Here is a 12,061-nt window from a genome sequence, read left to right on the forward strand (position 1 = left end):
ACAGGCTGTTATAGGCTGGGGCACATAGTAATCCTGCAACGATTCCGGCCAGTCCACCGGCGCCGGTAAGCACAGTGGTTTCCACAAGGAATTGAAATACAATATCCCTTTTGTTCGCCCCGATCGCCCGGCGAATTCCTATTTCCCGGGTTCTTTCCGTGACCGTGGCCAGCATAATGTTCATGATGCCTACACCGCCCACAAAAAGGGATATCCCGGCAACCAGGCCCATTAGAGCGACAAAGGTCATTTTTGCCCGTTCTGCCTGTTGCATAAGCTCGAAGGGAACGGTGACCTGGAAATCCTCAATCCCATGATCTCGGATCAGCATATCCCGAATCATTTGGGCGACAGAAAAGAGCTTGGTTTGATCATCTATGGTTAAGGTGAGCTTGGAGATTAAGTGACTGCCATCATACCCCTTGTAATAGAAATCGAATATTTTAGCCCAATGGGTTTCGAGGGGTAGATAAATGTTATCATTGAACAATTCCTTAAAGCCAAGTTTTCCATCATCATTGAGGGCACTTCTTGGGGCGACTTCTCCAATCACGGTAAATAAATTCCCTTCAATGTTTACAGTCCGCCCAAGGGAGTCACCAAAGGGAAAAAGCTTTTTAGCAAGACCAGATGCGAGTACACAGACTTCAGCTTTGTCCCGGTTGTCCTCTTCGGAGATGAATCTTCCCTTACTAATCTGAAGGCTGTGCAAATCTCGATAGTTTGGCAAACAACCAAGGAACTCTACTTTTTTCTTATCGTATTCAGTGGAAGCATACCTCCTTGAAAGCTCGCGGGTTGGATAAGCTGCGGAGATGGAGGGCACGGTATTTACAATTTTGCGAAAGTCATTTTCCGTTAGTCCCCAAGATATAAAGTAATCTCGCTTTTGAGACCTGTCTTGTTGGGAAGGTTTTTGACTGGAAATAATGAGGTTATTTGCCCCAAGTTCCATGATCTCAAGTTCCGCCTGTTCGGCAATTCCTTCACCTATAGCAAGTAACCAGATTACACTGACGACTCCAATGAAAACCCCTAATCCGGTCAGAATGGACCGGAGAGGGTGGGTGACCATACTTTGCAGGGCACTTTTAGTAAGATTAGCGAGCGAGTTGCTCCACTGACCAGAGGTAGTTTTTTGAGAGGATTTTTCTTCTGGTGGTAAGTCAGCAACAACTGGCTCTTTGGATCGATCATCTGAAGTAATTTCCCCATCATTCATTCTGATAATTCGGCGGGCACGGGCAGCTACCTCCTCCTCGTGTGTTACCAATACGATGGTTTTTCCCTGCTGATTTAAATCATCGAGCAGGTTGAGGATTTCTTCGGTGGTTTTAGAATCGAGGTTTCCGGTCGGTTCATCGGCGAGAATAAAAGCGGGGTCGTTCGCAAGGGAACGGGCAATGCCGACCCGTTGCTGTTGTCCTCCAGAAAGTTGTAGAGGTTTGTGATTCAAACGATCACCTAGTCCGACTAACTCTGCCATTTCTTGTGCCTTGATCGCATCGAGGTTGGATGTACTGTCGTAGCTTCCCGGTAGGGCGATGTTCTCAAGTACATCGAGGTAGGGAATCAGGTTGTAGGATTGAAAAATAAACCCAATTTGCTGGGCTCGCAGCTTTGAGAGCTCGTCATCATCGAGCTTCCCGACAGCATACCCAACAAGTTCATAATTTCCCTCTGTTGGTTGGTCGAGACACCCGAGCAGATTAAGCAGGGTACTCTTACCTGAACCCGATGGACCCATGATCGCGAGGTAGTCACCTTGGGGTACCTCGATGGAAATTTTATTGAGGGCAACAACCTGCTCCTCGCCCATTTGATAAACCTTAGTCAGGTTAGTGGTAGAGAAGGCAGGATTCATTTTGGTAAGAGCGGCCAGTTTAGAATCGCCCGAAGCAATCTAGTTAAGGGCTAACTCTTTGTCTTCGCTCGGTTCAAAATTTTCTCGGAAGGGGTCGGGGTTAATGACCACGGACTCGCCTTCTTCCAATCCCGCTACTACCACCGCATGAGACATGTTGTTCGGGCCCAAATCAATTTCACGAAGTTCAAGTTCTTGATCCTCTCCAGCTATCAAACAATAAGCCTTGCCCTTTTTCCGGAATACCGCGGGTAGGGGAATCTGAAGGGCTTCTTCGATAAGTTCAGACAGGATAGTGACCTTAGCAGTCATACCAGTGCGAAGACCTTTGGGGGGATCATTAATAATGATCTTGGTCCCATATTCCTTGATGTGTGCACGATAACGGTCAAATGCCGGCCAGGGGTAATCGCTGACGGACTGCACAGAACCTTCAAGTTCCACATCTCTGATCGCATCAATGGTAATCCTACATATCATACCAGCTTTTACCTGCTCGACTCGGCTCTCATTAATTTTTGCTTGTACCAGCAATCGGGAAGCGTCGGGAAGCCGAATAATGGTCTGGTTCTCTCTTACATCTTCACCCTCTCCAATAATGACACCCTTATTGTTCTGATTGGCATAGGTAACTTCCCCTTCTGCTGGAGATAAAATGGTGCAATTCACAATTTGATCCTCAATCTCACGCTCCTGTGTGAGTTCAAGTTCATAGGAGTTTCTGGCAGATTCGAGGCGGGCTGCGGTGGTCAGAATGGAGGCGTTGAGATCATTGACTTTCGCTTTTTGGGTGTGGGTGCGTAATACCTCAAGCTTGGTTTGAGCAAGGTCCAGCTCCTTCAACGCTTTTTCCACCGCAAATTGATCCGCTTCCAGTTGGGCTTCAGAAACATATCCTTTAGCCGCCAACTTTTTGCTGTAGGCCAAGTACTCTTCAGCACGTCTGAAGTTTTCTTTCGCCACAAACTCGGCGCTCTCCAATTGCTCCTCGTTTTGACGGAAGGTGCCAGACAGGTATTCCTGCAGAGCCAGCTTAGCTGCCTCAACATCTGCCTGAGCTTTAACAAGGGTGGCATTTGCCTGATGCACGGAGATACGCTGGCGTAGCAATTCCTTTTGTAATCCGGCATCATCCAGTCGGACCAAAAAGTCACCTTTTTTTACTAGGGTTCCTTCCGGTACAATTTCCAGAATACTCACTCCCCCAGAGCCCCGGCTTTTAACCTGGCTCTTGATTTCGACATTTTCCGCGCTCTCCACTTCCCCTGGCTCCACGATTTCCAACCTAAATTCCGCAACCTTGGCCTCTTCGTAGATCGGTTTGATTTGCAAGGACTCGCCTTGTTCTTCGTTATTGAGCCATAAAAACGCGGACAGTGCACTTGCTCCGGCTATACCCATCAACGTCTTGGTCGATATAAAGCCAGCTTTTGATCGGGTATACATGTGCATCATTGAATAAAGAAGGAGGGTGAGAGCAAGTGAGGAGTCATCCGAGTAGCAAGAGTTTTACTTTAAGTTGGGTGTGGTTTGCAGACCATTCCATAATCCATTTTCCAATAAATTCATTTCACCGAGGTCATAAGCATAGCGCATTCTCAGGGCTTCCGATCCGATCCACACCTCGACAAACCGGTTGCTCGCATTAAGTAGATCATTGAGTGCATTGACCAAGTCCCGAGCAGTGGTGGCCCCAAACTGAGAGCTTCTACCTGGTTTGGGAGGTTCATCGAGGCGCATCCGGGCAAGGTCGACCTGGGCAATCGCTCCCCGTACCGCTGCCCGGTTTAATTCAAATTTTAGTTGTAATAGGCCGGCAAGCCTCTGGTGTTCACGGAAAGCCCGGAGAAGACTGTCCTCATAGGCGAGGTAGTCCCTTCTTGCTTGTTGGTAGCGAAGAAGGGCCGCTTTGAAGCGGTTTCTTTCCCTGACTTTGGAAAGTGGGGTATCCAGTTCCAATCCGACACGCCACTCACTTTCATCCGATTCAAAATCACCGGCAGTTAGTGCATCGGATCCCACATCCCCAGATAGCACGAGGTCGAGATCGGTTCGCAAATCATCCCGGGCAAGATCGGCTTTCCTCCAAATATCGACCAATTGAGCACGGTTATTTTTGGAGTCCATTCGGTGGGTAGATGCAAACCGGGCATCTTCGCAGGGAGAAACCAAAGCTTCCTGCATCACAATCGATTCCAATCGGGCCGATGCCTGAGCAAGGGATAGCTCGAGCAAGGTGCCGGAGTAAGCACTGAGCAGGGCGGAGAGTTTCGTGCGTGAAGCGGCTAGAGGGCGATCCTTATTTTCACCTTTCCATGCTCGAATATTCTTGGTGGTTTCATTAAGCGAAGAGCGTATACTTCGAAGGGAGGCGTTTGCTTCCACCAATAATTGATCGAGGTGATTATTGGAAAAGGTATTGGTGTTCATTCCCAGTTCGAGAAGATCTGTTCTCTTCCTTAATTTTTCAAAGCTCTGTTTTCTCGCAGGCAAGGCCTCGTCAAAGGCTTGGTAATCTGCAGTTAATTCGAGAAAGAATTTCTCTGCCCGGGGAAAAAGGGCAGTGGCTTGTTTGTGCAAATCTTTCAGGGAATTAAGGTCGGGAGAGATTGCAGAGTCGCGAACGCCAGATAATATACGATTTGCATTTTCCTGAAGAAAGACCAGTTCAGGATTAGTCAGTTTGAACGCATTGATGTAGTCATCCACCACCCGAAGGGATAGATCAGGAGGGAGTCCCAAAAAGATCTTATATCCATCGAGCCGGTTTTCATAGGATGATTTGGCAGCAAGTAGACGGCTCTGACCATTAAAGAGGGCCTGCCTCGCCTGATCCACTTGGAGTCGGTTTCCTATTCTTCCCGCTTCAAAGGCTGCTTCCAACTGAGCGAGGCTCTCATTCAATTGGGCGACATTAGCTTCCTGATTTCGGATTGTTTGAATCTCCTGAACCAGCCCCAAAAATCCTGATACCCCAGTGGATGGAGGAGATATGAATGAAATACTCCCACCACTCCCTACCTTGCTTGCTGGGTTCGCTCCGAGTACGACTTTAAGAAAAAACCCTTGCCTGAATTGTTCCAGTCTGCGGGCATCCATCAAAAGAGATCGCTCACTTTGGGTCAGGCCTTCCATGTAAATCCTTCGGCTGGCACCACGTAGTAGGGGTTGGGTAATTGTCAGGTTGGCGAGGGAACCACCCATGCCCACCTTGCCATTTCTTAAATCCACACTTAAGCGATTGGCCAGGGATGCTACCCAGGTTGCTCCATGACCTGCCATGCCTTCGACTCCCACGGTGGTTCGGTTGATTAAGTCTGCTGGTTCTTCTCCTGCCTCTTGGGTTACCTTGGCACTGGCTTGGGCAAAAGGAGCGGGGCCGAGTCTGAACCGCTCGAGGGTGACCCCGAGGGCGGAAAGATAGAGAGATTCTTTCTGCTCCTGATATTCTCGCGAGTGGAGCAGAGCCAGTTCCATCGAGCTTGCCAAATCGAGTCGGACGGTATGATTGTTTTCGAGAATCAGGGATTCCTTCCATTGGCCGGAATCAAAGGTTTTCGATATGTTCCCATCCTCATAAGCTCCATCCTTCTGAATACGCTCTGTGATTTCTCGTGCACCTTCATCGTCTTTAGGAGGAGGGGGCAATTCATTCAGTTTTGCTTCTTGCAGACGGGAGGAAGGAGCTGGTTGCCAGTCAAAACCGGGTACATCCTGCAAAAGTTTACGAACTTCTAAATCCGCTGTTTTCGGATCGATCTTTCGAGAACATCCAAGGAGAGAAAAGACCAGGCAGATAACAATTGAAATGGAGCGGTAGGGGTTCAACTTTAAGGGTCTGACAGAATAATGGTGGTGAGGAGAAGACTCTGATTCATATTGCTTGAAAAAACAGATTGAATCAAAGAAAAGTCGTTGGTTTGAAAAACTTTACTTAGGGAAGACCTCGTGGATCACCCGGCACTTCGGTAAGAATTCCTGGAGCGATCTCGCTCCTTGGGCCGATATGTTTGTGCCATAAATATGTACTTCCTTCAGCTGGGTTAACTTGGCTAAGTGACCGATAGCTTTATCGGTAATAGGGAGGTCGTGCAGCCAAAGTTTTTCCAGTTGGGAGAGGTGGGAAATTTCGGTAACAGTTTGGTCGGTCACCTGAGTTTCTCCAAGATAGAGCCCTTGGAGGTTACTTAATTTGGAGAGATGCTGGGCACCCTTATCCGTAACTGGGTTTCCCCTTAGCCCCAAATAAGTAAGTTGGCTCATCTTACAGAGATTCTCCAACCCACGATTGGTAACTCCAACTTTTCCAAGAGGCAGGAGAACAATACTGCTGGACTTGGAGAGCAACTTTACCTCTTGTTCACCCAAAGGGGTGCGGTAGAGGTTGAGCCATTCCAGCTTGGGTAGGTTGGAGATAGCAACTATGTTGTTTGGTTCAATGCGACAGTTTTCCAAAGAAAGGTCGGTCAGTTCGCTGAGGTCTCCCAGTTGAAAGAAAAACCTACGGGGCACATCCGTGTCTTGGAGAATAATTTCTGAAACCTTTGCTTTCTTTAAAAATATCTTCCCTCCCATTAGTTCAACTCTTTGAACAGGAGAGTGATTCAAGTAAGGCGTATCTGCTTGTGCAAAAAAAACCAGGTGGCCTAAAGTAAAGCCAAGCAAGGCCGTTCTAATCATTCTTTTTCGCCGGACATTCGAGCGGCCAACCGTACTGCTGCTTTCAGGCTGTTCGGGTCGGCTTTTCCCTGCCAAGCAATGTCAAGAGCGGTGCCATGGTCAACGGATGTACGGATGATGGGCAGCCCGAGGGTAACATTGACGGCCTGATCAAATGCGAGTGCTTTTACCGGTATTAAGGCCTGATCGTGGTACATGCAAATATAGGCGTCCACTATTTGTCTTCGAGAGGGGGTAAACGCGGTATCAGGGGGTAGGGGACCCACGATATCGGCCCCTTGGGCGCGAGCCCGTTCGATCGCAGGGATAATGATTGCTTCCTCCTCGCCCTGTCCAAAGAGTCCATTCTCGCCGGCATGGGGGTTCAGTCCGCAAACTGCCAATTTAGGTTCCCGTCCCAAGAGACTGCGGTGGGTTTCACGGGTAAGGGAAATGACTTGGTTGATCCGTTCAACGGAGAGCAGACCGGGCACTTGATGGTAGCCGACATGTACAGTTACCAGAGAGCAACTTATCGTTTCTGAAAAGAAAGCCATGCAAAAATCAGTGGTGCCCGTACGCTCGGCAAAAATTTCGGTATGTCCGGGCTGGGTGATGCCTGCTGCCTGCATGGCCTCCTTGTTTGCTGGACAGGTCACCACGGCGTCGACTCTACCGGCGAGACAGGCATCGATTGCGGATACTACGTATTCATAAGTTGCCCGCCCGGTATGGGCTTCGGCTATGCCGGGATTGAGTTCGTTGGGTTTAAGAATAGATAAATCAATGATTCCAGATGGTGAGGAATCGGTAATTTCTTCCAACTGTATAGCAGAACAATTCAGTGGCTTGCCCGTTTGGTGGGCACATGCTTGCAAGATTGTGAGATCTCCAAAGATTACGGGTTGGCATCTATCTAAAATTTCAGGAGCGTTTAACAGATCCAGGCAGATCTCTGGACCGACTCCTGCTGGGTCGCCCATGGTCACTGCTATTTTCGGTTTTGGCATGATTTCGAAAGCAATTCTTTCAAGTTCCCAAAGATAGGGCGATGATCTTTTTAGGCCGCCACCCAGGAGTTAATTTGGTTTGGCCAGAGTCTTATCTGATCAGGCCCTAATCCTTTTTCCATTTAAAATTGGCAAATACCACCTTGGTAATATCTGCCCCAGATTTGGGTTTGAGGCTGATGGTTCCGACCTCTGACCAATCCTTCAACTTTGTTCCATGGACATTGGTGAGTAGGCCGGGGGTGAGGGCCATGCTCTGCCAGTCATTGGAAGCGGTAATCTCGATATCAGATGCGTGCCGTGTGTTTGTGCTCAGAGTTAGGCTTTGGGGTTGGGTGCAATAAAACATAAATTCGAGATTCGCACCCTTGGGAGCTTTCCATTTGGGGTCACCAAACTGAGAACTGGAGGTTCCATGGTGTTTGTTAAGTGGGCGAAACCCCTGAATGCCGCCAACCCCTTCAGCTGGGGCCGCATCTTTCCAAAGACTGGCCCCTCCGGGCAATTCCTCGGATGGTTGATCCGTGGCAACTGCCCGGCCAAGGTCGGAGGGTATAACTGCTTCGAAATCTGAAGATATGACCGTGTTATTTTCATAACGAATATTGGCGTATGAAAACAAGTAATCCTTGGTGTTAAGCACAGGCAGCTTCGCGACCCATTGGTTACCAACCCGTTTGGACTCAACATCTCTCCAAAAGCGGGCGATGTTATTTGCAGTTTTTACGCATTGGTAGACCTGTACCTCCTTAATCTTCTCAGAGTTTGCAGGACTTAGGTGAAGTTCGGGCACGCCATCCTGCCCCAGTTTGATTTCGGATGTAGGGCGGGCCGGCCAAATGTGCGAGTCTCCCCGGACATGTTTTTCCAGCCATACTTTGCAGTTATCTCCCAATTTTTCGGTATTGTGATGTCCTCGTGCCTGAACGGCGAAGTCCCAGGGCACACCGGGCTTGAAATCCTTGAAGGTGTCGCACCCCCGTTCGTGCCCCCCGTGGTGATCGTTGGATCCATTGAGCCAAAGACTGGCGGCTTGAATGTATGGGGCATGAGCTTGTGGAGCGAGGCCAGTAAGGAAGAGCTTTTGTCCGGGAGTCTGGGGGATTTCTTTTTGCGGTTGATCAAACTTCCAAATCGCCCGGTCGCGGTAGTAATTGATCCACCCGATGCCAAAGTAAGCGACTACCGCCTTCACCCGTTTATCCATAGCCAAGTTCCACATGATGGTTCCCCCATAAGAGTAGCCCTTGGCTCCAATGCGGGATGGATCGACTTCCTTTTGGGTGAGCAAATAACTGAGCACGCGGCGCTGGATCGCATTCCACAGGTAATGCGAAGTAGCCTTGGGGTCGGTGGTCTGGCTGCCGTCAGGCATTTTATCGTAAATTAGAGTATATCCTTTCTCCTTGGCATCCATGTGGCCATGGCCCAGTTCTGGGGGATACTTGGTGTGATGAGGGCGTTTGGTGAGGCCCGAATAGTCATGTGAAATTACTGCCCACCCATCATTTACATATTGCTTATCAATCGATGGTCCACCCATCCAACCATGTGTGTTCATCAATCCGGGCACATTTTTTGACCCTTCCTTGACTGCGTACTTACAGAACACACGAACTTCGACCTCATTGACATAAGCGGAAATGTAGGCGTGCTTTTCATAGATTCCTTTTACGGTCTTTTCGTAAATGATTTCCTCTTTGAAACTACCCGCGTCCGGATCAAAATCTTCCCAGACCATCGGAGGGGTGGGGATGCCTGCATGAAGGAAGTCGCTATGAAAGAGACTAATCGTTATACAAAATAAGGAGCTAAAGGTACGGGTGATCATCAAGCCCGTCATAAAAAACCTGCACATGCCTGTTCGCAATGCTGATATTTTGCCAAAGTGGAATCTTTTTTAATGGTCCTGAAATCAGGCCAAACAAAAACGCCGTATCACTACGGCGTTCTTGATAAAAACAAACTAAAACTGAAACAAACTGACAAAAGTCATAAGGTAAGACGGGAGAAGTTTGGAAAACGTTCGAAAAAAAGAAAACTTTTTTTCAAAAACATGAAACTTAAACAATGGAAATATCCCGCTTGCTTAGATTCTATCAATCATTAAGCGGGAAATAAATACTTTATCTTCTTGGTTCATTTTTTTTCTATCTATGACCAAACTTCTGTAAATTCCCCATTTGGGCCGAACAAAAGAAAAGCCCTTTTGCCAAGTTTTCATAATCTTTATGGATCGTGTAATCGAAATGCTTTGGTCAAGTGAGCTGATTGAGAACGAAATATTCCCTTCGTTTGCATATTTAATTTTACATTCACAAAGTAGCCATTTCCCAAGACAGTCTTTCCAATTGGCGAGGAATTGTCTTTCGGTTCTATTTTCTTCCCATAACTGTACCTGAAGCTGGGGCTTCCCTCCATCCACTACTCCGGAAAGAGTAAGCAGAGGATTGTTGATATTATCAGAGCCGGCTGGTTTGAGTTGAAAGAAATGACAGAAGTTTTTGGTGATCTGAAAACCGTCATCGATTCGAAAGTACCACCTGTATCGAAAAGACTGGTTCTCTTGTGCCTTTAGTATATCGGGGGAGCCCACATATCCCTTGATTTCATTGCGTTGTCTTGCTTTATGTGGAGGCCATTGTTTATCCCTGTCTCCATCGAGGTCTCTATGTATATAAAAAACAAAAGCACTTTCCACTTGGTCATCTTTGATGATTTGAATGTGTTCAAAGCCTTGATGGTTTCCAGAAAAAAGGCCTGGGCTTTCAATTGAATATTTCCCGAAAACCTTTTGTACTTGTTCAATAGCAGATTTGGTTGAACGGTGGTTAGGATGTAATTCGATCTGAGTGGAAGAAGTTGCTTCCGACCACAAAAAACAGGGCAGGAAAGTGATCATTATATGGATCAATAGAGATAACTTCCTTAACATGAGTTATTTATTTATCAGTAATTCTTCAGATTTTACGACCCTGAATGGCATTTCCGGTGAGAACTTCAGTACAGGTTTTTGCAATAATGTTTATCAATCTACCAGTGTGTATGCAGAAAATTAGACCAAACAAAAACACCGCATCTCTGCGGTGTTCTTGGGCTTTTGAAACACAAACTTAAACTAAAACAAACTGACGAAAGTCATAAGGTAAGACGCCCCTAACTTGAAAAGTGTTCAAAAAAAATGAAAATATTTTTCATCTTTTTTACAAAAGCATCGTAAAGCCCAATATTTATCTTGGTTTTAGGGCGAAATAAAAAGTGAAAAAAGTATTTCGGAATACAATCGATGCCCAAAATCATTGGGGTGATTCACATTATTTCCGCTGAGATCAGAAAAATTTTTACGGGTTAATAATTTTTCCCACGGAGTGGTGATATCGGCAAGGATGATATTGGGCCGAATGATGTCTTTCAAAGCTTCACGAAAGCCGGGGATTTTAGTGGGGTCTCTCCAGTCAGGATTATTGTTCATGCCCGAAACAAAGATCATATCCGTTTGAGGGATTTCTTTTTGCAAATGGGTGAGGATTTCGAGGTTTGTTCTTTGAAATTGTTCGAATGAAACAGGGTCGTTCATCCCAAAAGCAATAATGACCAGGTCAGGTTTTTCTGCGATCACCCGGTCCAGTTGTTTCAACCCCCAAACGGCGGTACGGCCCGCCACTCCGAGATTGCTCAAGGTCACTTGTGCAGGGAAGGTTTCGTCGAGCAAGCGGGCAAACCCTTCTGCATATGACGGTTGGTTACGAGGTGCCTGCGTCTTGGCAAACCCGGAAGCGTTGTACCCCTCGGTGATACTATCTCCCAGGGTCACCACCTTGAAGGATTGAGAAGAATTTAATTTTTCCAGAGAGCGGGGCAGGGTGGCTGAACCCGGTTGTACCAAATCAGGCCACGATTGATTGTGAGAATAACTGACCAGGGTTTGCAGGTCATGAAAAAACCTGCCTTCACCGTGCAAGACACCACCCAGGCTTCTTGGCTTGCCTGGTCCAGGCCTCATCTCCTGAGCTGTCTTGGATGGAATTCTGGAATGATCCGTCAGTCTGATTGTACGACTGCCTTTTTCCCATGTGTAATCTTTCCCCGCTTCGTAAACAAATGAGTCTCCTGCCCGGGTTAGGACAGGCATGGAGGCTGGGGTGAAGATGAGGCGACCACTGCGGTTGCCTTCATCTCCAATAAAAAGAACGGGCTCATCCACCATCTTCTTCGATAGCCAAAAGGGAGTGTGGTTAGCTCCGGTATCCGCAACTGCCAAACAGTTCAAAAGAAAGGCGATGCAGAAAAAAACCTTCATTAATTAGGAGTCTCCTAACGAATGAATGGTATTTTGTATTTCACCGGCAATTTTTCTTCCGTTTTCTCCAAGGAATTCATAGCGGATGGACATTTGCCAACAGGGTGCAATATCCGGTATTTCAATCCTCAGTGTCTTGCCATCTTCTGATATTGAGGTGTTCGAGACTGCGAGCTCTTTTTCATCAAACTTGGGAGAACCATAGTTTTTTGTTCTTTTGAGAGCCCA

9 protein-coding genes are annotated in these 12,061 nt (G+C 47.3%); all 9 read right to left on the reverse strand.

Features of this window, described 5'->3' with window-relative positions; all coding sequences use genetic code 11:
* The coding region (locus ACKPQ4_RS01545) for an ABC transporter permease (protein ID WP_407679451.1) at window positions 1–1,864 on the reverse strand (1,864 nt) is incomplete at its 3' end.
* A gap of 39 nt (window positions 1,865–1,903) precedes the next feature.
* Window positions 1,904–3,319, reverse strand: coding sequence for an efflux RND transporter periplasmic adaptor subunit (locus ACKPQ4_RS01550; RefSeq protein ID WP_407679452.1), 1,416 nt, complete (start codon window positions 3,317–3,319; stop codon window positions 1,904–1,906).
* A gap of 54 nt (window positions 3,320–3,373) precedes the next feature.
* Complete coding sequence (locus ACKPQ4_RS01555; protein ID WP_407679453.1) at window positions 3,374–5,692, reverse strand: TolC family protein; 2,319 nt, start codon at window positions 5,690–5,692, stop codon at window positions 3,374–3,376.
* A gap of 102 nt (window positions 5,693–5,794) precedes the next feature.
* Window positions 5,795–6,544, reverse strand: a complete 750-nt coding sequence (locus tag ACKPQ4_RS01560; protein ID WP_407679454.1) for a leucine-rich repeat domain-containing protein — start codon at window positions 6,542–6,544, stop codon at window positions 5,795–5,797.
* Complete coding sequence (pdxA, locus tag ACKPQ4_RS01565; RefSeq protein ID WP_407679455.1) at window positions 6,541–7,533, reverse strand: 4-hydroxythreonine-4-phosphate dehydrogenase PdxA; 993 nt, start codon at window positions 7,531–7,533, stop codon at window positions 6,541–6,543. The genes ACKPQ4_RS01560 and pdxA overlap by 4 nt, the downstream gene beginning before the upstream one ends.
* A gap of 106 nt (window positions 7,534–7,639) precedes the next feature.
* Window positions 7,640–9,391 carry an alpha/beta hydrolase family protein gene (locus tag ACKPQ4_RS01570; protein ID WP_407679456.1) on the reverse strand — a complete coding sequence of 584 codons (1,752 nt, stop codon included), beginning with the start codon at window positions 9,389–9,391 and terminating at the stop codon, window positions 7,640–7,642.
* Between the two features lie 231 nt (window positions 9,392–9,622).
* Window positions 9,623–10,435: a hypothetical protein gene (locus ACKPQ4_RS01575; RefSeq protein ID WP_407679457.1), complete on the reverse strand. Its 813-nt coding sequence runs from the start codon at window positions 10,433–10,435 to the stop codon at window positions 9,623–9,625.
* Between the two features lie 339 nt (window positions 10,436–10,774).
* Window positions 10,775–11,833: an SGNH/GDSL hydrolase family protein gene (locus tag ACKPQ4_RS01580; RefSeq protein ID WP_407679458.1), complete on the reverse strand. Its 1,059-nt coding sequence runs from the start codon at window positions 11,831–11,833 to the stop codon at window positions 10,775–10,777.
* A gap of 3 nt (window positions 11,834–11,836) precedes the next feature.
* Window positions 11,837–12,061 (reverse strand): hypothetical protein (locus ACKPQ4_RS01585; protein ID WP_407679459.1); only part of this gene is annotated, 225 nt, incomplete at its 5' end.

This window comes from Candidatus Chordibacter forsetii, assembly GCF_964187505.1.
Lineage (GTDB): Bacteria > Verrucomicrobiota > Verrucomicrobiia > Opitutales > Seribacteraceae > Chordibacter > Chordibacter forsetii.

Coding starts and splice junctions, on each gene's coding strand:
- ACKPQ4_RS01570 (WP_407679456.1), bottom strand. CDS start 9,391: ATGTGCAGGTTTTTTATGACGGGCTTGATGATCACCCGTACCTTTAGC.
- ACKPQ4_RS01580 (WP_407679458.1), bottom strand. CDS start 11,833: ATGAAGGTTTTTTTCTGCATCGCCTTTCTTTTGAACTGTTTGGCAGTT.
- ACKPQ4_RS01575 (WP_407679457.1), bottom strand. CDS start 10,435: ATGATCACTTTCCTGCCCTGTTTTTTGTGGTCGGAAGCAACTTCTTCC.
- ACKPQ4_RS01550 (WP_407679452.1), bottom strand. CDS start 3,319: ATGATGCACATGTATACCCGATCAAAAGCTGGCTTTATATCGACCAAG.
- pdxA (WP_407679455.1), bottom strand. CDS start 7,533: ATGCCAAAACCGAAAATAGCAGTGACCATGGGCGACCCAGCAGGAGTC.
- ACKPQ4_RS01560 (WP_407679454.1), bottom strand. CDS start 6,544: ATGATTAGAACGGCCTTGCTTGGCTTTACTTTAGGCCACCTGGTTTTT.